Here is a 26,225-nt window from a genome sequence, read left to right on the forward strand (position 1 = left end):
CACCCGAGAGAGTGTGGGAGAGTAGGACACCGCCGGACAACCATTACGGCTCGAGGCCCCACCACCGGTGGGGCCTCGACCCCTTTAACCCCCAACACCCGGCGCAACGCGGCCCTGGAAGGCGGCCGGGGCGACCACCTCCAACACCACACGCCAGGCGAGACCCCGCCCTGGAACGCGGCCGGCAGCGGTACACGACCGTGGACGACGCACGATTCCCGCCACATGCACGTCGGGCAGTAGGGAGCCCCGGGCACCCGTCGTGGCCGTGCACGACTGTAGGGTCGATGCATGAGTGGTTTGTTCTCGCATCCTTCCGGCGCGGCCGATGTCTCCGAGCCGCGGCCGCCGTTGCGGGCCGCGGTAGCGGTTCCCGCACCGCTCGATCACGCCTGGGCAGGGCTCACTGAGCACCTGCACCTCTGGTGGCCCGGCGGCGAGCTCAGCCGCTGGGGTGCCGACAGCTTCTTCGACCTCGAGGACAACGCACTGGTCGAGACGTCGGTGGATGACGACGAGAACGTGTGGGGCGAGGTGACCGGCAGTCAGGCCGGGGAGTGGCTCGAGCTGCAGTGGCGGCACGTCGGGTCCGCCTCCACCACGCTGCTGAGGCTGGTGATGGACGGAGCAGGCTCCGACTCGTCGACCGCACCGGCTGCTCCCGCCGGCGGATCCGCAGGGCTGCAGGACGGCGGGCGCGATGCCGGACCTTCCGGCACGTCCCTTGCCGTCGTTCACAGCGGGTGGTCCGAGGCCGATCCACAGGACGTCTACGAGTTCTACAGGGACTTCTGGCCTCTCGCGCTGTCACGTTACCTGCGCTTCATGGGAGGGTCATGATCGACGGGGCCGCTCTCGAGGAGATGGTAGCGGCGCTTCCCGGGCGGATCTCGACGACGCCGGCAGACCTGGCGCATTACTCGCGCGATCAGGGCCCGGTCCTGCGGGCAGCCCTGCCCGATGCCGTCGTCCGAGCGCGTTCCGTCGAGGATGTACAGGCGCTGCTGCGCTGGGCGACGCGCCATGACGTGCCGGTCGTCAGCCGCGGGGCCGGCTCCGGGGTGTCCGGAGGTGCCCACGCCACGACGGGCTGCGTCATCCTGTCACTGGAGCTGATGGATCGGATCGTGGAGATCGACGCCGACGACGAGACCGCGGTCGTCGAGCCGGGCGTGATCAACGCCGACCTGAACGCCGCGGTGGCCCAGTACGGCCTCATGTACGCCCCTGATCCGGCGAGCTACCGGTGGTCCACCCTCGGCGGGAACGTGGCCACCAACGCGGGGGGCCTTCGCTGCGCGAAGTACGGTGTCACCCGTGATTCCGTACTCGCCCTCGACGTCGTGCTGGCCGACGGCACCCTCATCTCTACGGGTCACCGGACCTTCAAGGGTGTGGCGGGCTATGATCTCACGGCGCTGATCACGGGGTCGGAGGGCACCCTCGGCGTCGTCGTCGGGATCACGGTGCGGCTCCGCTACCTGCCACGGGCCGTCCACACGCTGGCGGCCTTCTTCGACGACTTCCCGCGGGCGGCTGCCGGTGTCCTCGCGATCGGACGTGCCCGTGTGCAGCCTGCAATCCTCGAACTTCTGGACGGCAGGACCCTCGAGGCGCTCGACGGCGCACACGGCTCGGACCTTCGGCGCCGGGGCGGCTCGCTGCTGCTCGTGCAGACCGACGGGTACGGAGCCGCGGCGGAGGCGGACGCGGTGAGGGAAGCGCTCACCGGACTGGGTGCCGTCATCAGTGAGGAGGGGTCGGCAGAGGCGGACCGGCTGATAGACCTGAGAAGGCACAGCAGGGGTGACGAGGTCGACGACCTGTACAGGGTGGGGGAGGATGTCGCCGTCCCGAAATCGAAGCTCGTGCCGTACGTGGCGGCCCTCGAGGGCATGGCCCTCCGTCACGAGGTCAATCTCAAGGTCGTGGCGCACGCCGGGGACGGCAACCTGCACCCGACGTTCTGGGTGGAGCGGAGCGAGGGACCCCGGGCGCAGGAGCGCCTGGAGAAGGCGTTGGACGAATCGGTGAGGCACGCGCTCGACCTCGGTGGGACGATCACCGGCGAGCACGGTGTGGGTCAGTACAAGCGCCGCTGGCTCGCCTGGGAGCAGTCGCCGGAGGTCATCGACCTGCAGGCCCGCCTCAAGCAGGTCTTCGATCCCTCGAACATCCTCAATCCGGGCAAGGCGATCGTCTCCTGATCAATGGGTCGCTGCTCCTCATCCGTGCTGCCGCCCAGTGATATTCTTCAGGAAACTGCCGGAAATCATTCCGCCTTTTCCACGACTTCCCTTGGGGGAACCATGACCGAGAACGACCCGGGATCGCAGGGCAGCTCGCCCTACGGCCAGCAGAACCAGCCCCAGTACGGGCAGAACCAACCCCAGTACGGGCAGAACCAGCCCCAGTACGGTGAGCAGAGCACGTCGCCCTCCGGGCAGGGGCAATCACCCTACGGCCAGCAGGCACAGTACGGCACGGGGCCGGGCAACTACCCGGGACAGCAGGGCTACCCGGGCCAGGTCACGGAGAACCCGGGCCGCACGCTCGGGATCGTCGGTTTCATCCTCGCCATCCTGATCGCTCCGGTCGGCCTGGTCATCAGCATCATCGCCTTCGTGCAGTCCCGGAAGGCGAAGATGGGCAACGGATTCGCCCTCGCCGGCATCATCATCGGCGCGGTGTTCACGGTCCTCGGCGCCATTCTCATCGCCGTCATCGCCAGTTTTGCCGCGGATCTGGCCGGACAGATCATCGAGGCCTGCGAGGGCCTGCCGTCGGGTTCGCCTGTCACCGTCCAGGGCCAGACGACGACCTGCCCTTAGCCGCTCAGGCGACAAGGACCGGCAGCCCATGGCTGCCGGTCCTTCTCGCTGTGAAGGCTAGTTGTCGCTGTACTCCGAGTCCTCGTCGATGCCGATCGTCCTGGCATCGGCCGTCAGCATGATGGCCGCCTCGTCGCGCCGGTGCCGAAGCTCGTCATCCAGGTAGGACTGCACGGCCTCCGCCAGAGGGACATTCCTGTCCTGGCGCTCCGACATGTACCACCGGTGCTCCAGCACCTCGTGCACCACCTGGGCGGGCTCGAGCTTCCCGCCCAGCTCCCGCGGGACGGCCCGTACGATCGGCTCGAAGACCTCGTTCACCCAGAGGTGGGCGCTGAACTCCTCGTCGAGCGACGGGTTGCTGTCCGCACGGTAGGCATCCATGTCGTTCAGGAGCCGCCGGGCCTGGTTCTCCTGTGCGTCGAGTCCGGTCAGCCGGAGGAGGCGCCGGCTGTGGTGTCCGGCATCGACGACCTTGGGCTGGAGCTGGATCTGGGTCCCATTGGCCGCCGTCTTGATGACATACTCCTCGACGTCGAAGCCGAGCTCGTTGAGGCGCCGGATGCGGGCCCCGACGCGCCAGCGTTCGCCGAGTTCGAAGGACTCCTTCTCCGTGAGCTCGGTCCAGAGACGGCGGTAGCTGTCCATGATGAGCTCGCTCGTCGCCAGCGGGTCCACCTTCTCCTCGATCAGGCCGCCCTCGGCGAGGTCCATCAACTCGCCGGCGATGTTGACGCGGGCGATCTCGAGGTCGTACTCGCGCTGCCCGGTGGAGAGCTCGGGGTACAGCTCTCCGGTCTCGGCGTCGACCAGGTAGGCGGCGAAGGATCCCGCGTCGCGTCGGAACAGGGTGTTGGAGAGGGAGACGTCACCCCAGTAGAACCCGACGAGGTGGAGGCGGACGAGGAGCAGCGCCTGCGCGTCGATGAGGCGGGTCAGCGTGTCACGGCGCAGGGTCTGGGAGAACAGCGCCCGGTAGGGGAGCGAGAACTTCAGGTGCCGGGTGACGAGGACGGGGTCGAGCTCGTCACCCTCGGGGGTCGTGCGGCCGGAGATGACGGCGACGGGCTCCACGCAGGGCACGTCCAGCCGCTGCAGCTTCCGGAGCATGTGGTACTCGTGCCGTGCGACGTGTTCGCTGGTCTCCTTGACGGCGATCACGGATCCCCCGAGGTGCGCGAAGCGCACGATGTGCCGTGAGATACCGCGGGGCAGGGCGGCGAGGGCACTGGCGGGCCACTGCTCCAGGGCGATGTGCCAGGGGAGGTCGAGGAGTTCGGGATCGGAGGCCGCCGCGGTGATGCTCAGCGACCCGAGGTTCGGGGTCTCCGCCGATGCGGGGCGCAGTCTCGGCAGTTTGCCCGTCTGGTCGTAGTCGGTCGGCTCGTCGTGCCACTGGGCGTTCGAGGTCTCGGTCATGGTGCTGCCTCCGTGTCGGGGCGGGAAAGGGCCTGCATCAAGCGTAGATGCCGTTAACGCGGCAGTGGCGTCCGCCGAGCCCCCAGAGGGTGCCCGGTGGACGCCACCGTCGTCGTGCGTGGTGCTGAGTCCGGTAGGACTAGACCGTCTCGGCCAGGCGGAGTCCGCTGGTGGTGTCGAACAGGTGTACGTGGCCCTGCTCGGGGCGGACGAACACGGTGTCGCCCTTCATCGGAGGACGGCGACCGTCGACGCGGACCACCATGTCGTGGTCCTTGCCGTCGAGCGTGGTGTGGCCGTAGATGTAGGCGTCGGCGCCGAGTTCCTCGACGACGTCGACCTCGACCGGCAGTCCCTCACCGGTTGCGGAGACGACCAGGTCCTCGGGACGGACACCCAGCGTGACGGTGTTGCCGGCTGCGGCGTCGAGGACGTTGCCGGGGACCGGGTAGACGATGCCACCGAAGATGACACCGCCGTCGGCGACGGGCAGTTCGAGGAGGTTCATGGCGGGTGAGCCGATGAAGCCGGCCACGAAGACGTTCTTGGGACGCTCGTAGAGGTTGCGGGGGGTGTCGACCTGCTGGAGGATGCCGTCCTTCAGGACCGCGACGCGGTCACCCATCGTCATGGCCTCGACCTGGTCGTGCGTGACATAGACCGTCGTGACGCCGAGGCGCCGGGTCAGCGATGCGATCTGCGTACGGGTCTGCACGCGGAGCTTGGCATCGAGGTTGGACAGGGGCTCGTCCATGAGGAACACCTGCGGGTTACGCACGATGGCGCGACCCATGGCGACACGCTGACGCTGGCCACCGGAGAGGGCCTTCGGCTTGCGGTCCAGGTAGTCCTCGAGGTCGAGGAGCTTGGCGGCCTCGCGGACGCGCTCCGCACGCTCCTCCTTGGAGACGCCCGCGATCTTCAGGGCGAAGCCCATGTTGTCGGCGACCGACATGTGGGGGTAGAGGGCGTAGTTCTGGAAGACCATCGCGATGTCGCGATCCTTCGGGGGGACGTCGGTGACGTCGCGGTCGCCGATGAGGATGCGTCCGGAGTTCACGTCCTCCAGGCCGGCGAGCATGCGCAGGGAGGTGGACTTGCCGCAACCGGAGGGTCCCACGAGGACGAGGAATTCGCCGTCGGCGATATCGATGTCGAGCTTGTCGACGGCGGGCTTATCGGTGCCCGGGTACAGGCGCGTGGCCTGGTCAAACGTTACCGTTGCCATGGTGTTGGTTCCTTTTCACGGGCAGGTACGTGCCCGACGATCCGTAGTGAATGGAAGACAGATATTCAGTTGGAGTGCGTGACCCGCCAGCAGTACCGGTGACGTCGGTCACGCCCCCGTAGTATGACACGTTCCCTACGCGGGCGCACCTGCCGTCCGCAGGGCCACCAGATCCTCGAGGACGGCGCTGAATTCCTCGGGTGATGCGACCGTGAAGCGGGCGGCGGTCGCGCCGGGGCCGATCCTGATGCCTAGGTCGTCCGGGCCCAGCGTGCGCTGGGCGTTCTCGTCGGTGACGTCGTCACCCGCGAAGAGCACGCCCGTCGCGCCTGTGAGCCGACGGAGGAGGCTCAGTCCCTGCCCCTTGTCGGCCTCGACCACCGCGATCTCGAGGACGCGCTTGCCATCGGTGACGCCCAGGCCTTCCAGCCGCTCCAGCTCGCCGCGGGCGGAGGCGACGGCGGCCTCGGCCACGTCATCCGTGGCGGTCCTGGTGTGGAGGACCACGCCGGCAGGCTTGTATTCGACGCGGGTTCCCTCGTGTGTGGCGACCGTCCGCTCGACGATGTCGACGGCCCGTGCCCGCAGGTCCTCCTGGTCCGGCGTCAGCGCGAGGGGTGCGCCGTCCGGGCCGGTCCATGTCTCCGCCCCGTGGCTGCCGATCAGCATGGTCTCGGCGGGAGGGTCCGCGACGGCCCGGAGGCTGTTGAGGGCGCGTCCCGAGATCAGCGCTGTCGTCGTCGCGGGCAGCGCCGCCAGGGCACGGACCGCCGCGTCGGACGCGGGGAGAGCCCGCGCGTCCTCTGCCCGCTCGACGAGCGGGGCGAGGGTGCCGTCGAAGTCCAGCGCCACGAGCAGGTGCGGCGTGGCGGCGAGGGCGCGGAGGGCGGCGTGGAGATCCGCGTCAATCGCCACGGGTAGGGCTCCCGGACCGGAGGGCGTCGAGGAACGCCTGCGACCAGCGTTCGACGTCGTTCTGGACCACCTGGCGGCGCATGAGCCGCATGCGCCGCATGGCCTCGACCTTCGGCATGGAGATGGCAGAGACGATCGCGGCCTTGAGGCCGTCGATGTCGTGCGGGTTCACGAGGATCGCCTGCCGGAGCGTGTCCGCGGCACCCGCGAACTCACTGAGGACGAGCATGCCCGTGTTGCCGGTGCGGGCAGCGACGTACTCCTTGGCGACGAGGTTCATGCCGTCGCGCAGAGCCGTGACGAGCATGACGTCGGCGGCGAGGTACAGCGCCACCATCTCCTCGACCGGATAGCTGTGGTGCAGGTAGCGGATGGCGGTGTTCTTCATGGTGTCGTGGGTACCGTTGATGCGGCCCACGGCGCCCTCGATGTCCTCGCGGAGGAGGCGGTACTGTTCAACGCGCTCGCGGCTCGGGCTGGCGACCTGGATGAGGGCGGCGTCCTCGACGGTGATGGCGCCGTCCTCGAGCAGCTCACCGTAGGCCTTGAGCCGGTGCCCGATGCCCTTGGTGTAGTCGAGGCGGTCGACGCCGAGCAGGATGTGCTGGGGGTCGCCCAGTTCACGCCGGATCTCCCTGGACCGTTCGATGACGTCCGGGCGGTGCGCCAGTTCCGTGATGGACGCGGTGTCGATCGAGATGGGGAACGCCTCGGCGCGGGAGACGTAGGCGGGGATCCCGTCGTCGGCCGGCACGTGCACTTGCTGGGACTTGATGGTGTAGCCCTTGAAACGGCGCACGCAGCGGAGGAAGTTGCTGGCGTCGCTCGGGCGCTGGAAGCCGATGAGATCGGCGCCGAGGAGGCCCTCGATGACCTGGCGGCGCCAGGGCAGCTGTGCGTAGATCTCCAGCGGCGGGAAGGGGATGTGGTTGAAGAAGCCGATCTTCAGGTCCGGACGCGCCTGCCGCAGCATCCGGGGCACCAGCTGCAGCTGGTAGTCCTGCACCCACACCGTGGCGCCCTCGGCGGCGACGGACGCCGTCGCCGCCGCGAACCGCTCGTTGACCTTCCGGTAGGAGTCCCACCAGGTGCGGTGGAACTCCGGGGACGCGATGACGTCGTGGTACAGGGGCCAGAGGGTGGCGTTCGAGAAGCCCTCGTAGTAGAGCTCCACCTCCTCCGCGCTGAGCGGTACGGGCACGAGGCGCATGTTCGACTCATCGAAGGGCTCGAGTGTCTCGTCCGGCGCGCCGTGCCAGCCGACCCAGGCGCCGTCGGCCTTCGCCATCACGGGCGCCAGGGCCGTCACGAGGCCGCCGGGGGACCGGCGCCATGCGCTCTCGCCGTGCTCGTCGACGACACGATCGACGGCGAGCCGATTGGACACCACGATGAAGTCGAAGTCCCCGAACTGTCCCTCGGGTGCGGCCGGTGGCGTGACGCCCGGTGTGGTCGAAGGTTGTGCTGCGCTCAAAACTGGCTCCATCGCATTGGTGTGGTCTCGGAACCGACTCTATCGGTTCACTCCGTCCGCGCACCCGGAGTCTTATGGGCCCGGGAGAAGTCGCTGCCGTGATGTCCGCCGATCCGCCCCGCCGGAGCCGTGCGCAGCTGATTTCCCGCGGTGCTGGTGCTGGGCTACCCTTAACGAGCGCTCAGCGTCCCCTCCTGCCCGCCGGTCCGGCACGGGGACGCCGACGCCCGCCGGCTCGGGCCGGCACGCCTCCTTAGCTCAGTTGGCCAGAGCACCGCTCTTGTAAAGCGGGGGTCGTCGGTTCGAATCCGACAGGGGGCTCCACTGCGCCCGTCCGCCTCGGTCGCCGGCGCCGATCTCACCGGCCCTCCCTGAAACGGCTCCTGTGATCCTTCGCCAGGGCCGCCTCACGGGCCACCCGCTGGAACGATCGCTCATGGCGGCGCTGTTCGGCGGCATCCTGCCTCCGGTGAAGGCTCGCGAGCTCGCGCTCCATCTTCCGGTAGCTCAGCCAGCGCCGCTCTTCCAGCGCCCCCGACCCGATAGCAGCCTGCACGGCGCACCCCGGTTCGCGGTCATGCGCGCAGTCGCGGAAGCGGCAACCCTCGAACAGTTCCTCGATGTCCCCGAATACCTCGGACAGGCCGGCCTCGGCGTCCCACAGGGCGAAGCCGCGCAGCCCCGGCGTGTCCATCACCACCGCGCCGTCACCGAGGGGCACCAGCTCGCGCGCCGTCGTCGTGTGCCGGCCCCTCGCGTCCCCGGCCCGGACCTCGCCGGTGTCCTGGCGGGGATCGCCCACCAGGGCGTTGATCAGGCTCGACTTGCCGGCACCGGAGGGGCCGAGCAGGGCCAGGGTCTGCCCGGTGCCGATCCTCCCGCGGAGCTCCTCGAGGCCGTCCAGGTCCTCCGCCGACGTCGTGAGCACCTCCACGCCGCGGGCTCGCTGCACGGTCTCGGCGACGACGTCGTCGAACCGTGTACTGAGATCGGCCTTCGTCAGGATGACGATCGGCACGGCGCCCGAATCCCAGGCCGCGACGAGGGTCCGTTCCAGCCGGTTGGTCGACAGCGGCCGGTCGAGGGGGACGACCACGCCGAGCAGGTCGATGTTGGCGCCGAGGATCTGCGCCTCGGAGAGCGGGTCGTACGCCCGCTTGCGCCGGAGCAGGGAGGACCGGGGAAGGCACCCGATCACGGTGCCTTCGGGCTGGACCGCGGCCCAGTCGCCGGTGACGAGCGTGCTCCCGCCGTCGAGATGGACGATGCCGTGCCGTGACGCGACCAGTACGCGGCCGCGGTCCGAGCGGATGACACGCGCCGGATCCGTAGGGGCCGGACCAGGGAAGTGGAAGGAGAAGAGACCGCCGATGCGGTCGGTGAAGCCGTACTGCTCGAGAGTGTTCAACGTGGGTCCTCTAGGGGGAGGCCTCCCACGGCACGCTAGGGCGCGGTCGTCGCGGAGGCGGGGTCGATGGAGTGGGCGGCGCGCAGCGCAACGACACTGACCTTCATGACTCCACCTCCTCAGGACCCTTCCGGCCCGGCGGCCGGAGGACACACATACTAATTCCGTCCGGACGAGGTGACCAGACCCGCGTGGCGGTCCGCCTGGGAAAATCGGTGTACGAGTCCCACTCCCGGCGTCCGGGCCCATCGCAGTTCCGGCGTCGCCCTCGGAGTGACGGCACTGCTCGCCTACTTCTGCCGGTTCGTGCCCAGCATCATCGACGCCTCCGCTCCCGTCACCCCGGGGCGACCCCCTCGGCGCCCGTCCGGAAGCCCGAGCCCCACGAGCCAGGCCGAGACCATCGACCGCGCGGGTCAGGGCCGCACGGCGGGTGAGCGCGATGTGCGGTGCCCATGGTACCGCCTCGCACCCTGCGCCTGTCCAGAGGAGAAGGGTGCTGGACCCTGCGCTTGCGGTATGGGGCTCGGACGGGACTTTCGGCCCTAGCCAGTATCGAGGCTCTGGCATGGGATGGGTGGCACGACGACGACGACGACGTCGCATTGCGCACAGCGCGAGGAGAGCAGTACCCCTGAGGTTCGAGGAGGATCCCCCATCATGACCCTGAACACACTCTGGACCAGGATCGACCCCACCGTGCAGCAATGGCTGCTGGCCAACCCGGGCTGCCTCATGCTGCCCCGGACGCTGGTGAACCGGGTGGAGGCGACGACGGGTACGTCCGTGGCGACCGACGGTCATGGGGAACACATCCTGTCCGAGGAGGACCTGGATTTCCTCAAGGACCGACGACGCGAGAGCGTCTCCGACAGTGCCACGGACACATTGTCCGGGGTCCGCAGCGCCGAGCACGCGGAAGCCGTGGACCGATGACCCGAGGCACTCCCCATGAACGGTCGATGGCGGTACACCCGTCCGCTGCGCGGCAGAAGCTGAAGGTGCTCGTCAGGGCCGATCCGGACCTCAACAGCATCCGGATCATCGTCCACGGGTGCGTCTCACCGGTCAACGTGCACGGTCTTGATCTGGTCGTCCGCCGGGCTGCCAGCCTGGCGCCCGCGACCGATGTCACGCTCGATCTCGGCGAGGCCGAGGCCTGGGACTCGATCCAGAAAGACCTCGAGGCGGCCTCCTTCGTGTCCCGGCTGGCACCCGGGATGCCGACCGCCATGGGTCTGCGGCTGCGCGTGATCGGCCCCGGGACCTGAGGCCGTCGGGATCCGCGGCGCTGTCGGTCGAACTCCTGACCGCCCAAGAGGGCCAGGAGGAATCCCATGGGTGTAGTCTCGGCTTCCATAGCGCGAGACGATGCAGCGCTGCGCACCTGCGGGAGGGTTCACGAGGCCCGTCGCAGGGATCTGGATGACCGGTCCTAGCGGCCACGGATGGCCGAACCCCACCGAGTCGGGGCGAGCCCCGGGCAACAGGACGGAACGTTCTGTGGACACACAGCCGCACTACCTGCCTCCGGGATCACGGGTGCAGTCCTCCACCGCCACGGGCATCGAGAACCTCCTCTCGGCCTTCGCCGCCGTAGCGGACGATCTCGACCTCGACACCGTCCTCGAGCGGGTGGTCTCCGCCGCATGCCAGCTGGTCGACGCCCGGTTCGGGGCGCTGGGCGTCATCGGCCCCGACCGGATGCTCGGCCCCTTCATCACGGTGGGCCTGGACGACGACGAGAAGAGCAGCATCGGTCCGCTTCCCCGGGGCCACGGGGTGCTGGGGCTCCTCATTACCGAGCCGAAGCCGGTACGCCTCGCCGATCTGCGCCGACACCCCCTCGCATACGGCTTCCCCGACAGCCACCCGCAGATGACCTCGTTCCTGGGTGTGCCCATCCGCGTCCACGACAGGGTCTTCGGCAACCTCTACCTGACGGAGAAGCGTGGGGGAGCGGCCTTCTCCGACGCGGACGAGCAGCTCGTCGTCGCCCTCGCCTCAGCGGCCGGCATCGCGATCGAGAACTCACGGCTCTTCGATGAATCGACGCGCAGGGCCCGCTGGCTCGAGGGCGGGCTCGACGCCGCGCGTGAACTGCTCGGACGGCATATCGGGGCGCACAGCGATCTCGAGGTGGTCGCCCAGCATGCGCTGCGCGCGTCGCAGAGCTCCCTCGTGATCGTCCTGCGGGACCTCGGTCACCAGCGCGGCCTCATCTGCGAGGCCGCCGACGGATGCGGAGCCGGGACGCACCTCGGGCGGCACGTGCGGGGAGGCCCCGTCCTGCGGGACCTCACGGCGACCTCACCGCCCGCCCTGATCACCGGAGCAGACCTCGCCCTGGTCCTACCCGACGCAGCTGCGGAGACCATCGACGCCGCCCTGTGCTGCAGGCTCCCTGGTAACGGGGAACGGCACTTCCTCGTCATCGGCAGGGCGCCGGGCGCCGTCGCGTTCTCCGTGGCCGACCACGAGATGCTGCGGTCCTTCACCTCCCACGTGTCGCTGGCCCTCGAACTGCTGCGCGCCCACCGCCGGCGCGAGCAGGAAGCCGTGTTCGGTGATCGCGACCGCATCGCGCGGGACCTCCACGACGTCGTCATCCAGCGCCTGTTCGCCGCAGGCCTGAGCATCCAGACCCTTCGCAAATACACGGCGGATGCCCACGCACTGGACCGCATCTCCGCCGTCACGACGGAGCTCGACGCGACCATCCGGGAGCTGCGCGACACGATCTACTCCCTCCGGTCCGTCCCGCAGGCCGCCCCGAGCTTCACCTCCACGGTGTTCTCCCTCGTGGCCGATGCCTTCGACGGCCACGACCTCGAGCCGGTCCTCCACCTCTCCGGTCCGCTGGATTCGTTCGTGGACGGGGAACGTGCGGACCACCTGAGGGCCATCATCCTCGAGGGGCTCTCCAACGCCCTCCGGCATGCCGACGCCCAGGTCATCACCATCACGCTCGGCGTCGCCGACGGGACACTCGACCTCTCGATCGACGACGACGGCCGCGGCTTCACGGAGCCCGACCGTGCCAGCGGACTCGTGAACATGAGGCGTCGCGCAGAGCTCTGCGGCGGCACCATCTCCATCACCAGCACTCCCGGCCACGGCACCCGCATCCATCTCGTGGTGCCCGTGGACCTCAGGCAGACTGAGAGCGCTCCGGGCTGGAGATGAAGACCGCCGCCTGAGTGCGCCGCTGGAACCCCAGCTTCGACAGCAGCGACGACACGTAGTTCTTGACGGTCTTCTCCGCGAGGAACAGTTCGGCGCCGATCTCCCTGTTCGTCAGCCCGGCACCGATCAGGTCCAGGACCCGCTTCTCCTGGCCCGTGAGCGCGGCCAGACGCGGGTCCTCCACGGAGGGGTCCGCGAGCCCGGCGACGATGCGCTCGCGCACCCCCGCCTCGAAGAGGGACTTCCCCTCGGCGGCCAGGCGCACCTTCTCGACGAGGTCCGATCCGAGGATCTCCTTGAGGATGTACCCCGTCGCGCCGGCGAGGATCGCCCCGCGCAGCGCCTGGTCGTCGTCGTAGCTCGTGAGGATCACGCAGGCGAGCGACGGATCCACCGAACGGACGTCGCGGCACACCTCGATCCCCCCGCCGTCCGGTAGCCGTGCGTCGAGGATCGAGACATCCGGGCTGAGGGCCGGGATCCAGCGGACGGCCTCCTCCGCCGATCCTGACTCGCCGACGATCACGAAGCCCTCGTCCTCGAGCAGTTCACGCAGCCCGCGGCGCACCAGCTCGTGGTCGTCGAGGATGAACACCGAGACCTGTCGCCGGGTCGTGTCGCGCTCGATGCCGGACATGTCGTCTCCTCCACCTCAACGCCCCGTGCCTGCACGAGCAGACCCCTTGGTGACCATCATGATCCAATCGGCGCAGGGTGGGGAGGGCCGAAGGGCCTTTCCGTCGGGCCGTTCGGCCCTACCCGATGGGGCGAGCTGCGGTCACCATGGATGAGCGCCGTGCCCGGAACCACCGCCCGGGACACCGCTCGAGACAGAGGAGCGATCGTCATGGATCCTGCCCACCGGACCGGGAGAACCGCGCCCGTCGGGACCGGCCCAGCAGTATGACCGGGGACGAGACCGGCGACATGACCAAGGACGAGACCGGGGACGAGACCGGGGACATGACCGGGGACGAGACCGGCGAGATCGACGGTACCGCCCCGCGCCGTCCCGTCCTCGTCGGCTACGACGGATCCGACGGCGCGAAGCGGGCCGTCCTGTGGGCGTCCCGGTACGCGGTCGCCGCGCAGCTGCCCCTCGTCGTCGTGCACTGCTGGACGTGGCCGTTCTTCACCCGCGAGCTCGGTCCGGTGCCGGGCGTGCAGGACAGCGGGTTGCGCAGGGAGGCCGAGAGGCTCATGGCCGAAGGGCAGGACCTCGCCACCCGGGCGGAACCGGACCTCCTCGTCCGCACACGCCTCGTCGTCGGTTTCCCGTCGGAGGCCCTCGTGAGACTCTCCGCGGAAGCGTCCCTCCTGGTGACAGGGACACGAGGGCTCGGGGGCTTCGCGGAGCTGCTGATCGGGTCGGTCAGCCTCCACCTCGCCGCGAGTGCCTCGTGCCCGGTCATGGTCGTGCGGGATGCACGTCCCACCCAGGACACCGTCGTGGTCGCCGTCGACGGGTCGCCCGCGAGCGACAGGGCGGCGGCGACGGCCGCTGACCTCGCTCGGACGCTGCACAAGCGCCTGCAGCTCCTCCATGTGCACGTGCAGCGCCGCCGCAAGCAGTCCGGCGCGCTTCCCGAGGGCAGGGATCCCGTCCTCGAGCGCGCGGCAACGCTGCTGGCCGGAACCACCGATCTGGCCATCACGGAGGACTCCTCCGCAAGCTCCTCCGCCGCGGGATTCATCGTGCAACGGACCTCGGACGCGTCATGTGTCCTCCTCGGGGCCAGGGGCAGCCACTCGACGGGGACGAGGCTCGGTTCCACGATCCACGCGGTCCTCCACCATGCGAAGGGGAACGTCGGCGTCGTCCCGTGAAGTCGCCCGACGACGTCGGCCTCAGCCGCGCTGGTCGGGTCCCTGCGCCTCGACCTGCTCGGCCTCGCGCTCCTCGGTCTCTCCGGCCGACGTCGTCGGTCCTGGCTCCATACCGTCGCGCTCGCGCCAGCCGCCCCTGCGGTAGGCGGGCGTGCCGACCGCCAGGATCACGAGGGTGAGGAGGGCGACGGCGAGCATCACGCAAACCATCGCGAGCGAGTTCCCGCCGAGGAGCCCGACGAGCGGACTGACCAGGCCTGCCACGCCGGACTGCAGGGCACCGATGACGGCGGCGGCCGTGCCGGCCATATGCCCGTAGTCGTGCAGGGCGAGCACGGAGGCATTCGCGGGGATGAGGCCCTGGGTCCCGAGGACCAGCCACAGGCCCGCGACGAGCCCGACGAAGCCTCCGGCGCCGGTGAGGACGAGGGTGAGGAGGATCAGCGCACACACCAGCTGCACGATCACGGCCACCCGGAGCACACGGATGGGTGCGGCGCGCCGGACGAGGGCCGCGTTGAGCTGTGCCGACCCCACGATCGCCGCGCCGTTGAGCGCGAACACGGCGGCGAACTGTCCCTGGGTGAGGCCGTACTCGTCCTGGAAGACGAAGGGGGAGCCGACCACGTAGCTCATGATCACGGCCAGGCCGAGACCCGGGATCACCGCGAGGGCCATGAAGTGCCGGTCGCGGAGCAGGGTGAGGTACCCCCCTGCGACCTGGCGCGGGTCACCCGAGCGCCGCTTCCCGCGGGGCAGTGACTCCGGCATGAAGCGCCACACGATCAGGACCAGGACGAATCCGATGAGCGCGAGGGCGTAGAAGACCGCCCGCCACTGCCAGGCGCCCGCGACGGCCTGCCCGACGGTCGGCGCGAAGAGCGGCGCCACACCGATGACGAGCATGAGGCGCGAGAGCAGCCGTGCGGCGTCGGAGCCGACGAAGCGGTCCCGGATGACGGCGATGGCCACCACCGAGGCCGCGGCGTTGAAGAACCCCTGGCAGACGCGCAGAGCGATCAGGGATCCGATGTCCGGCGCCATCGAGCACAGGATCGACGTCACCACGTGGAGGGAGATCCCGATGAGCAGGGGCAGGCGCCGCCCGAACCGGTCCGAGAACGGCCCGATGACGAGCTGGCCCACCCCGGCACCGATGAGCATGCCGGACATGGTGAACTGCGCCGCGGCCTGCGACGCCCCGAGATCGTCGGCGACCGTGGGGAGGGAGGGCAGGTACATGTCCGTGGTGATGGCCGGGAGGGCCGCGAGGGCACCCAGCATCAGGATCCACTTGACGCTGGAGCGGCGGCCGGGCGCGGCCGTGGCGGTTCTCGCGGTAGTCACCCTGAAACCCTAGGCAGATCGTTGACCGGGCGAACAGATTCGCTTCGAATGTGTCGTCGACGGCGAGCCACTGGACACGCGACCGGACCCGGGCTAGCGCGGTGGCAGCCGGTGCGTGGTGACGTCGAGGCGGCCCTCGATGATGGCGGCCGTCATATAGGTGCAGTGCGGCTGGCGGCGGCGGTCGGTGGGGGAACCCGGGTTGAGGAGCCGCAGCCCGGAGTCGGCCCGCGTGTCCCAGGGGATGTGGCTGTGGCCGAACACCAGGACGTCGACGTCGGGGTACAGGGCCGCCATGCGTGCCTCGCGACCCTGCTTCTGGCCGGTCTCGTGCACGACGGCGAGGCGGACGCCGTCGAGCTCCGCCCTCCCGACGAGCGGCAGGCGACGCCGGAGGTCGGGGCCGTCATTGTTGCCGTAGCAGGCGATGAGCCGTTGTGAGCGGGCTTCCAGTTCCTCCAGCAGCGAGACCTCCGTCCAGTCCCCGGCATGCACGACGACGTCTGCGGACTCGACCGCGGCCCACACCTGATCCGGGAGGTCCCTCGCGCGTCTCGGCAGGTGGGTGTCGGCGAGGAGCGTCAGGGTGGGATTCATGGAGCCCATTCTCCGACGTCCGTTCCGGGTGGGCACGGCAGGGGCGGGCACCCGTGACATCGGGGGGACCCTGTGCCATGCTTTCGTAAGCACGCTTAGTAATAGCGTCCGGGACTACGAGGAGGCATCAGTGCAGATTGACAAGTCGCAGATCATCGACCTGCTGAAAAGCCAGGGCAAGCACGAGCACGCCGATCAGGCGCAGGCCGAACTCCCGGATCAGGTGGACCCGGAGCAGCACTCGGACCTCCTTGCGAAGTTCGGCATCAACCCCAAGGACCTGCTGGGCAAGATCCCCGGCCTGGGTGGCTTCGGGGGCTAACCGATCCGGCGCCCAGGCGCCGACGAGGAGAGGAGTCAGCAATGGATACTACCCAAGTGGTGTGGATCGTCGTCGGGATCGTCGTCCTCCTGGCCATCATCGCCGTCGTGGCGATCCTGGCCCGCAAGCGCGGCACCGTCCAGCGGCAGCGCCAGCAGGAGAAGGACAGGCATCGCGCCGCGGAGATGCGCGAGCAGGCCAAGGCGACGGAACTCGAGGCGCGCGAGCGCGAGGCCAAGGCCTCCATGGCGGAGGCCGAGGCACAGCGGGCCGAGGTCGAGGCTGAGCGGCTCCGGCAGCAGGCCCAGGAACGGCAGGGCGACGCCCAGGGGTTGCGGGACAAGGTGACCCACCATGTCCAGGCGGCGGACGAGGTGGACCCCGACGTCACCACGGACAAGGACCAGCGTCGCGGCTCCTGAGCCCTGTCGGCATCCGGATACACGGAAGGGGGCACTCGATGAGTGCTCCCTTCCGTGTATCCGGCCCTTCAACCCTTCGGGCGATGCGGGCGGCGCAGAAGTGCGTGACAAATCCGTGGCGGCCCCGAAGACTCGGAGAGGAGCCCGTGCCACCGCCCGGGCCGGTGGAACCGGAGGCAGGCACATGGGCGAGGGCATCACCGTGGTCATCACGGGGGCATCGAGCGGTATCGGACGGGCGACGGCGTGCCTCTATGCGGAGGACGGCGCCCGCCTCGTCCTGGCCGGCCGGGACGCCGGCACGCTCGAAGCCGTCGCGGCCGAATGCCGCGACCGGGGAGCCGTGGCCATCGCCGTCCCCACCGATGTGTCCTCCGAGGCGGACGTCGACCGGCTCGCCGACGCGGCCATCGAGCGCTTCGGCAGGATCGACGTATGGGTCGGCAACGCGTCGCTCTACAGCTTCGGCACGTTCGAGCAGACCCCGTCGGAGGTGTTCGACCGGCTCATCGACGTGAATCTCCTGGGCCAGGTGTACGGGGCCCGCGCAGCCCTGCGGGTGTTCCGCCGCCAGGGCCGGGGCGTCCTGGTCTCCGTGGCATCCGTCTACTCGAGGATCACCTCACCCCTCGTGAGCCCCTACGTGACGAGCAAGTTCGGGCTCCTCGGCTTCCTCGAGGTGCTGCGCATGGAGTTGCGGGGCGCACCGGGCATCCACGTCTGCGCCGTCCTACCGGCGACCATCGACACCCCGATCCACCAGCACGCCGCGAACTACACGGGCCGGCCCGTGCGCCCGCCCCCGCCGGTCACGGACCCCGTGCGTGTGGCACGGGCGATCGTCAGGGTCTCCCGCAGGCCCCGGCGGCTCACGCAGGTGGGACGGATCCAGTCCCTGTTCGTCTACGCCAGGGCCCTGGCTCCGGCCGTCTACGAACCCGTCGTCGCCCGGGCCTACGTGGCGCTCGCCCTGAAGCGCGGTTCGATGCCCGAGGCCCCCGGCAACGTGTTCCAGCCCGATCGGGACGCCACGGGCGTCACGGGTGGGTGGCGGATCCTGCCCTGGCTGCGGCGGACGCCGGGGCTTTGAGGCCGCTGCTGCGGACGCCGGCGAAGGGCCCATTCTCATGGGCCAGGAGGGCTGTCAATGTGAGGGACACGATATCCGCGGCGCGCAGCCCTGGAGGGCCGCCCGGTAATAGTTGACCTATGAATCAATGGCAGGGTCTCCTGGCGCAGTGCGCCCGGAGCATGGGCTTCGACCGCGGGCACCGCCGTGCGGCCTACGCGCTCCTGGGCGTCGGGGTGTTCTGGGCCGTCGGACTGTTCGGCGGGCTGCGGGTCCTCCACACCGCATCATCGCCGATGACCACCCTGGTGCTCCTGTACGTGATGCTCGCCGTCGTCGCCCTCTCGCTCGTCATCGCCGCGGCCGCCGTGGCCGAACTCGGGCGGCAGGCCGCCCAGAGGCGCCGCCGCTAGGCGAGACCGCCGCTCCTGCCGGCCCGAGCCGCAGTATCCGGCCCACGGGTCCGGCCGCTCAGGAGGACCTCGAGCCGGTGCCCTCCTCGATCTCCGCGTAGCGCTGCAGAAGCCCAGCCGCGCTGCCCGCCGGTTCCTGCTCGAGGGCCGCCCGCATGGATCCGAGCTTCGCCGCGCCCGCGGGGAAGGGCGGCAGCAGCGGCACGTCCGGGTCGGTCACGACGTCGAGGACGAACGGGCGGTCCGCGGCGAAGGCCTGCCGCCAGGCGCCGGCGAGATCCTCGGGGTCCTCCACCCGGACGCCGTCGAGTCCGAGGAGCCGGGCGTGCGCCGCGACGTCCACGGCAGGCAGCGCCTGGCTGGCCCCGAAGCGCGGTTCCCCCTCCATCTCGCGCTGCTCCCACGTCACCTCGGCGAGGTCGCCGTTCGAGAAGACACACACGACGAAGCGGGGATCGGCCCAGTCCCGCCACAGCCCCGAGACCGTCACGAGCTCGGCGAGACCGGCCATCTGCATGGCGCCGTCGCCGGCGAGTACGACGACGGGACGGTCCGGGCGCGCCAGTTTCGCGGCGATGCCGTAGGGCACCCCGGCGCCCATGCAGCCGAGCGTGCTGGAGAGGTGGGCGGGCACGCCGCGCGGCAGCCGGAGCTGGCGTGCGTACCAGTAGACGCAGCTGCCGACGTCGATCGCCACCTGGGCGTCGTCCGGGAGCACGGCGTCGAGTTCGTGCACGACGCGCTCCGGGTTCACGGGTACGGCGGGCGTCATGGCGCGCTCGGTCGCGACCCGGTGCCACTGGCGCACCTGCTCCTCGATCTCCGTCCGCCATGAGTGGTCCTGCTGTCGGTGCAGGAGGGGGGCCAGTGCGGAGAGCGTCGTCGCCGCGTCACCGTTCACGGCGACCTCCACGGGGTAGCGGTTGCCGATGGCCTTCGGATCGATGTCGATCTGCACGGCGCGGGCCTGGCCGGGGGCGGGGTAGTACTCGGTCCAGGGGTCGTTGGAACCGATGATGAGCAGCGTGTCGCAGTGGTCCATCAGGTACGCGCTCGCGGTCGTGCCGAGGTGGCCCATGGTGCCCGTGGCGTGGGGCAGGGACTCGTCGACGAACGGTTTCCCGAGCAGGCTCGTGGTGATCCCCGCGCCCAGCCGGTCGGCGATGGCCACGACGTCCTGCTGGGCGTGCGCCGCGCCCTGCCCCACCAGCAGCGCGACCTTCCGGCCCGCGTTGAGCAGTGCGGCGGCGTCGTGCAGGTCCGCCTCACGAGGGGACAGGCACCCCAGGGACCACGCCGGCGACGACGGAACCACGCCGTGCTCGTGGGGCACCTCGGGCGCGGGTGCCTGCTGGACGTCGTGCGGGAGGATCACGACGGTAGGCGACCTGGTGGCGAGCGCCGTCCTGAAGGCGCGGTCGAGGACCATCGGTAGCTGTTCCGGGCTCGAGACCTGCTGCCGGAACCCCGACGCGACGTCCTTGAACAGGGTGAGGAGGTCGATCTCCTGCTGGTAGGCGGACCCGAGCACGGTCTGGTTCTGCTGCCCGATGAGTGCCACGACCGGCACGCTGTCCATCCGCGCGTCGTACAGTCCGTTGAGCAGGTGGACGGCGCCGGGGCCCTGCGTCGCCATCACCACGCCGAGGCCGCCGGTGTACTTGGCGTGGGCCACCGCCATGAAGGCGGCAGCCTCCTCGTGGCGCGCCTGGATGAACGCGGGCGCCCCTGCCCGGCGCAGCGCGCCGAGCAGGGGATTGATGCCGTCACCGCTGTAGCCGAAGATCCTCTCCACCCGCCATGCGGCGAGGCGGCGGACGACGAGGTCCGCCACGGTACCGGGGGCCGCGTCGTCGGCCACGGATCAGACCGCGGCCGGGACGTCGGGGCCCGTGGGCCAGCGCAGGAGCGCGGCGATGGGTTTCGCCTCGAGGGCGCCGGACGGGTACATGGTGACCTGGGCGTCGGTGAGGGCCGCGGCCCGGAGCAGTGCGGCCACGGCCGGGACCTCGCCCAGCACGCCGGCGCCCGCGGTCTCGCCCTCGGACGCCGCGACCCAGGGCGCCGCGTCGAGCGCGAGGAGCGTCTCGCCGTCCCATGCCGTGGTCTCGAGGAGCAGAGACTCGACCTGCGCCTGCTGCAGCGCGGTGATCACCGGTCCGCGGCCCACGGCGGACGTGCGCGTCCCCTGGCCCTCCTTCTCGGAGAGGCGTTCCAGCAGTGCGTGCTGCTGGTCGGCGATGGTTCGCGCCACGAGCAGCTGGACCTCCTCGAGGAAGGTCTCCTCGTCCGCCCCCGCGGCGCGCGTGTTGGCCTCGACGACGGCGAGCTTGGCACGCGACTCCTGCGACACCTGGTCAGCGACCAGCTGCCGGGCGCGGATGTCCCCGGCGAGCACGATGAGCTGCGCGCGGTGCTCCGCCGAGATGCGGTCGATCTCCGAGGCCACCTCTCCGGCGTTCATCTTCCATACCTTCTCGGCGTGTCCCTGCATGCGGCGGTGTCCCCAGCCGCCGCCGGGCAGCTTGCGGGTGTGGTCCGTGTCCCCTTCGATCACCGCGTCCGCGCCGCCGGCCCTGGGGTGCTCCTCGTCGCCGTTCGCGTAGCGCAGGTACACCTCTCCGCCGTGGTGGCCCACCTCGGCGACGATGTAGGCGAAGTCTTCGGGAGTGTGTCGGACCAGGGGGGTGAGGTCGGGGATCGGTCCCGTGGCGGTCACGGCGAGGCCTACGAGGCCGCCGGGGAGGAACTCGTCGACGACGGCCTTCCCGTCGTTCACGAGGATGTAGCGCGTCACCGGGTCGGGCAGCCCTTTGGCGGTGGTGCCGAGTGCGGTGACGACGGCCTCGATGTCCTTCTCGGGGGCGCCGGCGACCTGCAGTTCCTGCGCGATGCTACGGGGGAGGATCTCGTCACTGGCCAAACCGTCCACGGTGCCGGTGCTGCCGTCGGCGTAGATGGTGGTCCATGGGCCGGGCAGCTCGAACAGCTCGGCGTGGTCTTTGAGTACGTGCGTCACGAAGATCCCCTGTCGTGTCGGTGGTGGTTCGTCCGGCATGGTCCTGCGCCGGAACACTAAGGACCCTTATGGTCTACCACTCCGGACGGGAGGCGAGAAGTCGCGATGCATCTGCGCCCGGGGTTGAAAATAGCTCGGCAGGCGTGGGTGGCGGCAGGTAGCGTGAGGTCATGCTCACCGTTCCCGAGAACCTCCCGCCCGCCTATGTCGCGTTCCTCGAAGCCCAGGACGAGGGTTTCGCGGAGACCGTGCTGATGGTCATGAAGCAGTCCGTCGCCGAGGGCAAGTACGGCGTCCTCGTCAGCAGCCACGCCCTCGACCGGCAGGCGGAGTTGTCGCAGGAGGTCCCGTTCGGCGAGGTCGTCGAGGGCACGCGCTGACCCGGCGGAGGAGTCCGGCCCGCCAGCCGTGGCCGATCGGGCCCGAGCGCACGAACGCCGGCCCTGGGGCCGGCGCTCGTGTCTCTCGTGCGGTGGGGGCTGCTTACGAGCCGTCGCCCGTCTTCTCCTCGGAGTCCGCGCCCTCCGCGGGCTCGTCTGGGCGGGCACGTACGGTCTCGGGGTAGTTGTCCGAGGCGCTGTCCGCAGAATCGTTGTCGCCGGGATTCTCTGACATGTGTTCGTCCTTTCGGTTGCGGGGAAGGTAAGCCCCCTTACGGTCAGTCTACGGACGGGGTGGCCTGAACATAACCCGCACCTTCCGCGTGACGCGGGGTCGTCAGCATGCTTACCATCAGGGCATGGAACCCGCCGCGGACACCGCGTCCCGCCCTGACGATCGCACCCAGATGCTCCTGCGGTCCGCCGGTGCAGGGATCCTGTCCGTCGGCCTCGGGCTGGGTGCGCACGCCCTGTCCGGAGGCTCGCTGCCGAGCATCCCGATCCTCGGCTGCCTCGCGGCACTCGCCGTCCTGGCGGCCACCCTCGTGGCGCAGTTCCGGCCGCCGGGCTGGGCGGTGCTGCTGCTGCTCGGTGCCGCGCAGCAGGTGCTGCACTGGCTGCTCGGCGGCCTCGGCGCAGGGGCGTCGTCGACCGTGTCCGTCACGGGTGTGCACCACGGTGGCGAGGTCCCGGTCGGGGCCGGCGGGAGTCAGGGGCACTCGCCGGAGATCATGCTGATGCTCCACACCCACCTCGCGGCCGCGCTCCTGATCGCCTGGGCGGCCGCGCAGTCCCACCGGCTGAAGGGCCGGCTGTCCCGGCCCGACCGGAGCAGCAACGCCCTGCAGGCGCCACAGATGCAGGAAGGCGCCCCCGTCAGGTGACGGGAGCGCCTTTCCGCCGGTGCCGCGCCGACCGGTCCGGCGCCCACCGGTCCGGCGCGGACCGGCGCGGCATCGGCCGGACTAGTTGGCGCTGACCGATCCGTCGTAGAACGGGTAGTCGGTGTAGCCCTCGGGCCCGGTCGAGTAGAACGTCGCGGGGTTCGGCTCGTTCTCCGGGAGGTTCTCGCGCCAGCGGCGTGCCAGGTCCGGGTTCGCGATCGCGGGACGGCCGACGACGACCGCGTCGCCCACACCGTCCTCGAGGATGGCGATGGCTTCCTCGCGGTTGGTGATCACGCCGAAACCACTGTTGATCAGCACGGGTCCGTGGAAGCGCTTCCGGAGATCCTGGATCAGGTCACCCGTCGGTTCCGCATGCAGCACGCTGAGGTACGCGAGGCCCAGGGGCGCGAGCGCGTCGATGAGCGTGCCGTACGTGGCGGAGACCTCGGAGGCCTCCGTCTCGAGGGCGTCCTGGATGTTGTGCGCCGGCGAGATACGCAGCCCCACCTTCTCGGCGCCCACCTCCGCCACGACGGCGGTGACGAGCTCGATGACGAACCGTGCGCGCTTCTCGGGGGTGCCTCCGTAGGCGTCCGTCCGCTGGTTCGATTCCGGTGAGAGGAACTCGTGCAGCAGGTAGCCGTTGGCGCCGTGGAGTTCCACGCCGTCGAAGCCGGCCTCGTCGATCGCCCTGCGCGAGGCCGTGACGAACTCGTCGATGATGTCGGGAAGCTCCTCGGCGGTGAGGGCGTGAGGCACGGGGTAGGGCTGCTTCCCGGCGCTCGTGCGCGTGGTGCCGTCGATGGCGACGGCGCTCGGAGCCACGACCTCGTGGCCGCCGTTGGTGTCGGGGTGGGTGACGCGTCCGGCGTGCATGACCTGCGCCACGATACGTCCGCCGTCGGCGTGGACGGCGTCCGTGACGCGCTTCCAGCCCGCGAGCTGCTCGTCCTCGACCAGGCCCGGCTGACCCGGGAAACCCTGGCCCGCATGGCTCGGGTACGTCCCCTCGCTGATGATCAGGCCGAGGGAGGCGCGCTGGCGGTAGTGCTCGACGACCATGTCACCCGGGACGCCCGCCTCGCCCGAGCGGACCCGGGTGAGCGGTGCCATGACGACGCGGTTGGGGAGTTCGAGCGTGCCGAGGGTCAGGGGGGAGAACAGCTTCACGAGGCCTACTTCCGGGTTGGTTTCCTACCGGGCGGTAACCGGGCAGGGTGAAGTGCTATTCCAGGTGTGGCCCGTCTCACGCCCGCCTCCCCTTGCTCCCCGGCCAGCCGGGCGGGGATGACGCACGGACGATGCCGGTGCGACACTGTGCGTGATCCCGCGACGCAGCGGGCCGGGCGGACGGGGAACTCATGGATCGGATCAGGATGGGCACGGCGCCCGGGAGGTGGATCCTGCTGGCCACGGTGCTGGGCTCCGGCCTCGCGGGGATCGACGCCACGGTGGTGAACGTCGCCCTGCCGACCATCGGTTCCGAGCTCGGCACGGATTTCGCCGCCCTGCAGTGGATGGTGACCGGCTACACCCTTACGCTCGCGTCGTTCATCCTGCTGGGAGGTTCCCTCGGGGACAGGTTCGGGCGGAGGCGGGTCTTCGTCATCGGGGTCGTCTGGTTCGCCGTCGCCTCCCTGCTGTGCGGGCTCGCTCCCGATGCCGGCCTGCTCATCGCCGCGCGCGCGCTGCAGGGCGTGGGCGGGGCGCTCCTCATGCCGGGGAGTCTCGCCATCATCCAGGCCGCGTTCTCGGGCGAGGACCGTGCACGGGCCATCGGTGCGTGGTCCGGCCTCGGCGGAGTGGCCACGGCCATCGGGCCCTTCCTCGGCGGCTGGCTCGTCGAGAGCGTCTCCTGGCGGTCGGTGTTCCTCATCAACGTGCCCCTGGCCGCCGTCGTCGTCCTGATCGCTGTGCGGCACGTCCCGGAGAGCCGCGATACGGATGCGACGGGCCGGCCCGACGTCGCCGGGGCCGTCCTGGGCGCCCTCGCCCTCGCCGGCACCACCTATGCGCTGATCGAGGCGCCGGGCCGGGGCCTCGGCGCGCCGCCCGTCCTGGTGAGCGCTCTCCTGGGTCTTCTCGCAGCTGTGGCGTTCCTCCTCGTGGAGTGGCGTACGGCGCATCCGATGCTCCCGCTGCAGATCTTCACCAACCGCCAGTTCAGCGCGGCGAACGCCGTCACCTTCCTCATCTACGGGGTCTTCTCCGGCATCTTCTTCCTGCTCGTCCTCCACCTGCAGGTGGTGGCGGGCTTCAGCCCGGTCGGGGCGGGGACCGCGATGCTGCCCGTCACGGCCCTCATGCTCGTCCTGTCGCCGCGCGCGGGAGCGCTCGGTGCGCGGATCGGGCCGAGGCTCCCCATGGCGGCGGGGCCGCTGCTGTGTGCCGTCTCACTGGTCCTCATGCTCCGGATCGGGCCGGGGGCGTCCTACGTCCCTGACGTGCTGCCGGCCGTGATCGTGCTGGGTCTGGGACTCTCGCTGCTCGTCGCCCCCCTCACGTCGGCGGCCCTGTCCGCGGTGCCCGAACGCCAGGCGGGCCTGGCCTCGGGGGTCAACAACGCCGTGGCCCGCGCGGCAGGCCTCGTCGCCATCGCCGTGCTGCCGGCCGCCGTGGGACTCACCGGCGACGCCTACAGCAATCCGGCGGTCTTCCGGGCAGGGTTCGACGCCGCGTGCCTCATCGGCGCCGGGGTGCTCGTACTGGGTGCCGTCCTCGCGGCCGTCACCATCCGGAACCCCGCGGTCCGGGCGACGTCCGTCGCGGCGAGCGAGCATCCTGCCCACTGTGCGATCGAAGGACCACCGGCCGCCCCGGGCGCCCTCCACGGGGCAGGCCGAGGGGCGCGTCCGTGACGGATCCGGACAGGACGAACCCCCCGGGCGGAGGCCCGGGGGGTTCGGTGGTTCACGGCAGGTGCCGGGCTATCTGACGTCCTGCTCGTCCATCGCGCTGAGCGGCGAGCCACCGCGGTTCGCGGGATCGTCGCTCGCGTCGACCTCGTCGTCCTCCATCATGCCGAAGTCGACGTCGGCGGCCGCCTCGCCCATCATGGGCTCAGCCGGCGGGATCTGCTCGTCACCGTGGGCGAAGCGCACCTCGGACGTCTCCTCGCGGAGCGTCTGGTCGCTGAGGTAGCCCTCCTCGCCGATCGCGGAGACGCCGTTCTCGTCGAAGTCGTTCTCGTCGTCGCCGCTCTCGGCCACACCCGGTTCGTCCTGCAGGAGGGGATCCTCCTGCCAGCGGTCGGGGTCGACCTCCGCCGCGCCCTCGTACACGTCCGGCTGACCCTCGAGAACGGGGTCGAAAGCCTCGGGAGCGAGCGAATCGTTCGGCGTCTCGGGCTCCTCGCCCACGATGGTCAGTTCCTCGTCGGGAAGGTTCTCGGTCATCTTCTCTGCCTTTCGTCGGTGCGCATCCTCTGATCATCAGCCTACTGATGTTCTCCGCCGGGCGACAGTCGCCACCGCCGCCCGGC

At 70.3% G+C, this 26,225-nt stretch carries 27 protein-coding genes and 1 tRNA gene; 15 read left to right on the forward strand and 13 right to left on the reverse strand.

What is annotated here, in order from left to right; all coding sequences use genetic code 11:
- The first annotated feature begins 291 nt into the window (after nucleotides 1-291).
- The 3 genes from AC4D2O_RS03335 (at nucleotide 292) to AC4D2O_RS03345 (ending at nucleotide 2,831) form a co-directional block, all read left to right on the forward strand.
- On the forward strand, nucleotides 292-840 hold the full coding sequence (locus AC4D2O_RS03335) for an SRPBCC family protein (protein ID WP_490905189.1): 549 nt from the start codon (nucleotides 292-294) through the stop codon (nucleotides 838-840).
- Complete coding sequence (locus tag AC4D2O_RS03340) at nucleotides 837-2,207, forward strand: FAD-binding oxidoreductase (protein WP_490905190.1); 1,371 nt, start codon at nucleotides 837-839, stop codon at nucleotides 2,205-2,207. Before AC4D2O_RS03335 ends, AC4D2O_RS03340 begins: the two co-directional genes overlap by 4 nt.
- Before the next feature lie 102 nt (nucleotides 2,208-2,309).
- On the forward strand, nucleotides 2,310-2,831 hold the full coding sequence (locus AC4D2O_RS03345; RefSeq protein WP_490905191.1) for a DUF4190 domain-containing protein: 522 nt from the start codon (nucleotides 2,310-2,312) through the stop codon (nucleotides 2,829-2,831).
- A gap of 57 nt (nucleotides 2,832-2,888) precedes the next feature.
- Here AC4D2O_RS03345 and AC4D2O_RS03350 read toward each other — a convergent pair whose 3' ends face one another.
- From AC4D2O_RS03350 to AC4D2O_RS03365, 4 genes are all read right to left on the reverse strand, one after another.
- Nucleotides 2,889-4,250 (reverse strand): DUF4032 domain-containing protein, encoded by a 1,362-nt coding sequence (locus tag AC4D2O_RS03350; protein ID WP_490905192.1) that lies wholly within the window; start codon nucleotides 4,248-4,250, stop codon nucleotides 2,889-2,891.
- A gap of 139 nt (nucleotides 4,251-4,389) precedes the next feature.
- The gene (locus AC4D2O_RS03355; RefSeq protein ID WP_490905193.1) at nucleotides 4,390-5,478 is read right to left on the reverse strand and encodes an ABC transporter ATP-binding protein; all 1,089 of its coding nucleotides are present in this window, start codon (nucleotides 5,476-5,478) and stop codon (nucleotides 4,390-4,392) included.
- A 135-nt stretch (nucleotides 5,479-5,613) separates the two neighbouring features.
- The gene (gene otsB / locus AC4D2O_RS03360; protein WP_490905194.1) at nucleotides 5,614-6,393 is read right to left on the reverse strand and encodes a trehalose-phosphatase; all 780 of its coding nucleotides are present in this window, start codon (nucleotides 6,391-6,393) and stop codon (nucleotides 5,614-5,616) included.
- Nucleotides 6,383-7,879 (reverse strand): alpha,alpha-trehalose-phosphate synthase (UDP-forming), encoded by a 1,497-nt coding sequence (locus AC4D2O_RS03365; RefSeq protein ID WP_490905195.1) that lies wholly within the window; start codon nucleotides 7,877-7,879, stop codon nucleotides 6,383-6,385. Before AC4D2O_RS03365 ends, otsB begins: the two co-directional genes overlap by 11 nt.
- 235 nt (nucleotides 7,880-8,114) lie before the next feature.
- Here AC4D2O_RS03365 and AC4D2O_RS03370 point away from each other — a divergent pair.
- Nucleotides 8,115-8,191, forward strand: a tRNA-Thr gene (locus tag AC4D2O_RS03370).
- Nucleotides 8,192-8,225: 34 nt separating this feature from the next.
- Here AC4D2O_RS03370 and rsgA read toward each other — a convergent pair.
- The gene (gene rsgA, locus AC4D2O_RS03375; protein WP_490905196.1) at nucleotides 8,226-9,275 is read right to left on the reverse strand and encodes a ribosome small subunit-dependent GTPase A; all 1,050 of its coding nucleotides are present in this window, start codon (nucleotides 9,273-9,275) and stop codon (nucleotides 8,226-8,228) included.
- Between the two features lie 660 nt (nucleotides 9,276-9,935).
- Here rsgA and AC4D2O_RS03380 point away from each other — a divergent pair.
- From AC4D2O_RS03380 to AC4D2O_RS03390, 3 genes are all read left to right on the forward strand, one after another.
- Nucleotides 9,936-10,211: a hypothetical protein gene (locus AC4D2O_RS03380; protein WP_490905197.1), complete on the forward strand. Its 276-nt coding sequence runs from the start codon at nucleotides 9,936-9,938 to the stop codon at nucleotides 10,209-10,211.
- A gap of 26 nt (nucleotides 10,212-10,237) precedes the next feature.
- Nucleotides 10,238-10,546, forward strand: coding sequence for a hypothetical protein (locus AC4D2O_RS03385; protein WP_490905198.1), 309 nt, complete (start codon nucleotides 10,238-10,240; stop codon nucleotides 10,544-10,546).
- Nucleotides 10,547-10,778: 232 nt separating this feature from the next.
- Nucleotides 10,779-12,461, forward strand: a complete 1,683-nt coding sequence (locus AC4D2O_RS03390) for a GAF domain-containing sensor histidine kinase (protein WP_490905199.1) — start codon at nucleotides 10,779-10,781, stop codon at nucleotides 12,459-12,461.
- Here AC4D2O_RS03390 and AC4D2O_RS03395 read toward each other — a convergent pair.
- Nucleotides 12,427-13,098 carry a response regulator gene (locus AC4D2O_RS03395; protein ID WP_490905200.1) on the reverse strand — a complete coding sequence of 224 codons (672 nt, stop codon included), beginning with the start codon at nucleotides 13,096-13,098 and terminating at the stop codon, nucleotides 12,427-12,429. The two genes, AC4D2O_RS03390 and AC4D2O_RS03395, sit on opposite strands and share 35 nt — an antisense overlap.
- Before the next feature lie 290 nt (nucleotides 13,099-13,388).
- Here AC4D2O_RS03395 and AC4D2O_RS03400 point away from each other — a divergent pair, with 290 nt between their 5' ends.
- Nucleotides 13,389-14,288 (forward strand): universal stress protein, encoded by a 900-nt coding sequence (locus AC4D2O_RS03400; protein WP_490905201.1) that lies wholly within the window; start codon nucleotides 13,389-13,391, stop codon nucleotides 14,286-14,288.
- Nucleotides 14,289-14,309: 21 nt separating this feature from the next.
- On the opposite strand, the gene AC4D2O_RS03405 is transcribed toward AC4D2O_RS03400, so the two are convergent.
- Nucleotides 14,310-15,635 (reverse strand): multidrug effflux MFS transporter, encoded by a 1,326-nt coding sequence (locus AC4D2O_RS03405; protein ID WP_490905202.1) that lies wholly within the window; start codon nucleotides 15,633-15,635, stop codon nucleotides 14,310-14,312.
- Nucleotides 15,636-15,728: 93 nt separating this feature from the next.
- Nucleotides 15,729-16,232: a metallophosphoesterase family protein gene (locus AC4D2O_RS03410; protein WP_490905203.1), complete on the reverse strand. Its 504-nt coding sequence runs from the start codon at nucleotides 16,230-16,232 to the stop codon at nucleotides 15,729-15,731.
- Between the two features lie 130 nt (nucleotides 16,233-16,362).
- Here AC4D2O_RS03410 and AC4D2O_RS03415 point away from each other — a divergent pair, with 130 nt between their 5' ends.
- The 4 genes from AC4D2O_RS03415 (at nucleotide 16,363) to AC4D2O_RS03430 (ending at nucleotide 18,458) form a co-directional block, all read left to right on the forward strand.
- Nucleotides 16,363-16,554, forward strand: coding sequence for a hypothetical protein (locus AC4D2O_RS03415; protein ID WP_490905204.1), 192 nt, complete (start codon nucleotides 16,363-16,365; stop codon nucleotides 16,552-16,554).
- Nucleotides 16,555-16,595: 41 nt separating this feature from the next.
- Nucleotides 16,596-16,976 (forward strand): hypothetical protein, encoded by a 381-nt coding sequence (locus tag AC4D2O_RS03420; RefSeq protein WP_490905205.1) that lies wholly within the window; start codon nucleotides 16,596-16,598, stop codon nucleotides 16,974-16,976.
- 184 nt (nucleotides 16,977-17,160) lie between these two features.
- Nucleotides 17,161-18,066 (forward strand): SDR family oxidoreductase, encoded by a 906-nt coding sequence (locus AC4D2O_RS03425; protein ID WP_490905206.1) that lies wholly within the window; start codon nucleotides 17,161-17,163, stop codon nucleotides 18,064-18,066.
- Nucleotides 18,067-18,185: 119 nt separating this feature from the next.
- Entirely contained in the window at nucleotides 18,186-18,458 is a 273-nt protein-coding gene (locus AC4D2O_RS03430) for a hypothetical protein (RefSeq protein ID WP_490905207.1), read from the forward strand.
- 58 nt (nucleotides 18,459-18,516) lie between these two features.
- Here AC4D2O_RS03430 and AC4D2O_RS03435 read toward each other — a convergent pair whose 3' ends face one another.
- Nucleotides 18,517-20,319: a thiamine pyrophosphate-requiring protein gene (locus tag AC4D2O_RS03435; RefSeq protein WP_490905208.1), complete on the reverse strand. Its 1,803-nt coding sequence runs from the start codon at nucleotides 20,317-20,319 to the stop codon at nucleotides 18,517-18,519.
- Between the two features lie 3 nt (nucleotides 20,320-20,322).
- On the reverse strand, nucleotides 20,323-21,477 hold the full coding sequence (locus AC4D2O_RS03440; RefSeq protein WP_490905209.1) for a baeRF2 domain-containing protein: 1,155 nt from the start codon (nucleotides 21,475-21,477) through the stop codon (nucleotides 20,323-20,325).
- 170 nt (nucleotides 21,478-21,647) lie between these two features.
- Between AC4D2O_RS03440 and AC4D2O_RS03445 the strand changes: the two genes are divergently transcribed.
- Nucleotides 21,648-21,857: a hypothetical protein gene (locus AC4D2O_RS03445; RefSeq protein WP_334208751.1), complete on the forward strand. Its 210-nt coding sequence runs from the start codon at nucleotides 21,648-21,650 to the stop codon at nucleotides 21,855-21,857.
- A gap of 103 nt (nucleotides 21,858-21,960) precedes the next feature.
- Here AC4D2O_RS03445 and AC4D2O_RS03450 read toward each other — a convergent pair whose 3' ends face one another.
- Nucleotides 21,961-22,092, reverse strand: coding sequence for a hypothetical protein (locus tag AC4D2O_RS03450; RefSeq protein WP_490905210.1), 132 nt, complete (start codon nucleotides 22,090-22,092; stop codon nucleotides 21,961-21,963).
- 124 nt (nucleotides 22,093-22,216) lie between these two features.
- Between AC4D2O_RS03450 and AC4D2O_RS03455 the strand changes: the two genes are divergently transcribed.
- Nucleotides 22,217-22,741: a hypothetical protein gene (locus AC4D2O_RS03455; protein WP_490905211.1), complete on the forward strand. Its 525-nt coding sequence runs from the start codon at nucleotides 22,217-22,219 to the stop codon at nucleotides 22,739-22,741.
- An 81-nt stretch (nucleotides 22,742-22,822) separates the two neighbouring features.
- Here AC4D2O_RS03455 and AC4D2O_RS03460 read toward each other — a convergent pair whose 3' ends face one another.
- The gene (locus AC4D2O_RS03460) at nucleotides 22,823-23,914 is read right to left on the reverse strand and encodes an alkene reductase (protein WP_490905212.1); all 1,092 of its coding nucleotides are present in this window, start codon (nucleotides 23,912-23,914) and stop codon (nucleotides 22,823-22,825) included.
- 191 nt (nucleotides 23,915-24,105) lie between these two features.
- Between AC4D2O_RS03460 and AC4D2O_RS03465 the strand changes: the two genes are divergently transcribed.
- A complete protein-coding gene (locus AC4D2O_RS03465) occupies nucleotides 24,106-25,602 on the forward strand; it encodes an MFS transporter (protein WP_490905213.1) in 1,497 nt (498 codons plus the stop codon).
- A gap of 69 nt (nucleotides 25,603-25,671) precedes the next feature.
- Here AC4D2O_RS03465 and AC4D2O_RS03470 read toward each other — a convergent pair whose 3' ends face one another.
- Nucleotides 25,672-26,139, reverse strand: coding sequence for a hypothetical protein (locus AC4D2O_RS03470; protein WP_490905214.1), 468 nt, complete (start codon nucleotides 26,137-26,139; stop codon nucleotides 25,672-25,674).
- Nucleotides 26,140-26,225 lie beyond the last annotated feature (86 nt).

This window comes from Arthrobacter sp. TJ-238, assembly GCF_058269215.1.

What these genes read in the sequence shown, in the direction of transcription:
- AC4D2O_RS03335 (WP_490905189.1), top strand. Translation starts at nt 292, where the DNA reads ATGAGTGGTTTGTTCTCGCATCCTTCCGGCGCGGCCGATGTCTCCGAG.
- AC4D2O_RS03340 (WP_490905190.1), top strand. Translation starts at nt 837, where the DNA reads ATGATCGACGGGGCCGCTCTCGAGGAGATGGTAGCGGCGCTTCCCGGG.
- AC4D2O_RS03345 (WP_490905191.1), top strand. Translation starts at nt 2,310, where the DNA reads ATGACCGAGAACGACCCGGGATCGCAGGGCAGCTCGCCCTACGGCCAG.
- AC4D2O_RS03350 (WP_490905192.1), bottom strand. Translation starts at nt 4,250, where the DNA reads ATGACCGAGACCTCGAACGCCCAGTGGCACGACGAGCCGACCGACTAC.
- AC4D2O_RS03355 (WP_490905193.1), bottom strand. Translation starts at nt 5,478, where the DNA reads ATGGCAACGGTAACGTTTGACCAGGCCACGCGCCTGTACCCGGGCACC.
- AC4D2O_RS03365 (WP_490905195.1), bottom strand. Translation starts at nt 7,879, where the DNA reads ATGGAGCCAGTTTTGAGCGCAGCACAACCTTCGACCACACCGGGCGTC.
- AC4D2O_RS03380 (WP_490905197.1), top strand. Translation starts at nt 9,936, where the DNA reads ATGACCCTGAACACACTCTGGACCAGGATCGACCCCACCGTGCAGCAA.
- AC4D2O_RS03385 (WP_490905198.1), top strand. Translation starts at nt 10,238, where the DNA reads ATGGCGGTACACCCGTCCGCTGCGCGGCAGAAGCTGAAGGTGCTCGTC.
- AC4D2O_RS03395 (WP_490905200.1), bottom strand. Translation starts at nt 13,098, where the DNA reads ATGTCCGGCATCGAGCGCGACACGACCCGGCGACAGGTCTCGGTGTTC.
- AC4D2O_RS03400 (WP_490905201.1), top strand. Translation starts at nt 13,389, where the DNA reads ATGACCAAGGACGAGACCGGGGACGAGACCGGGGACATGACCGGGGAC.
- AC4D2O_RS03410 (WP_490905203.1), bottom strand. Translation starts at nt 16,232, where the DNA reads ATGAATCCCACCCTGACGCTCCTCGCCGACACCCACCTGCCGAGACGC.
- AC4D2O_RS03420 (WP_490905205.1), top strand. Translation starts at nt 16,596, where the DNA reads ATGGATACTACCCAAGTGGTGTGGATCGTCGTCGGGATCGTCGTCCTC.
- AC4D2O_RS03425 (WP_490905206.1), top strand. Translation starts at nt 17,161, where the DNA reads ATGGGCGAGGGCATCACCGTGGTCATCACGGGGGCATCGAGCGGTATC.
- AC4D2O_RS03430 (WP_490905207.1), top strand. Translation starts at nt 18,186, where the DNA reads ATGAATCAATGGCAGGGTCTCCTGGCGCAGTGCGCCCGGAGCATGGGC.
- AC4D2O_RS03445 (WP_334208751.1), top strand. Translation starts at nt 21,648, where the DNA reads ATGCTCACCGTTCCCGAGAACCTCCCGCCCGCCTATGTCGCGTTCCTC.
- AC4D2O_RS03450 (WP_490905210.1), bottom strand. Translation starts at nt 22,092, where the DNA reads ATGTCAGAGAATCCCGGCGACAACGATTCTGCGGACAGCGCCTCGGAC.
- AC4D2O_RS03455 (WP_490905211.1), top strand. Translation starts at nt 22,217, where the DNA reads ATGGAACCCGCCGCGGACACCGCGTCCCGCCCTGACGATCGCACCCAG.
- AC4D2O_RS03465 (WP_490905213.1), top strand. Translation starts at nt 24,106, where the DNA reads ATGGATCGGATCAGGATGGGCACGGCGCCCGGGAGGTGGATCCTGCTG.
- AC4D2O_RS03470 (WP_490905214.1), bottom strand. Translation starts at nt 26,139, where the DNA reads ATGACCGAGAACCTTCCCGACGAGGAACTGACCATCGTGGGCGAGGAG.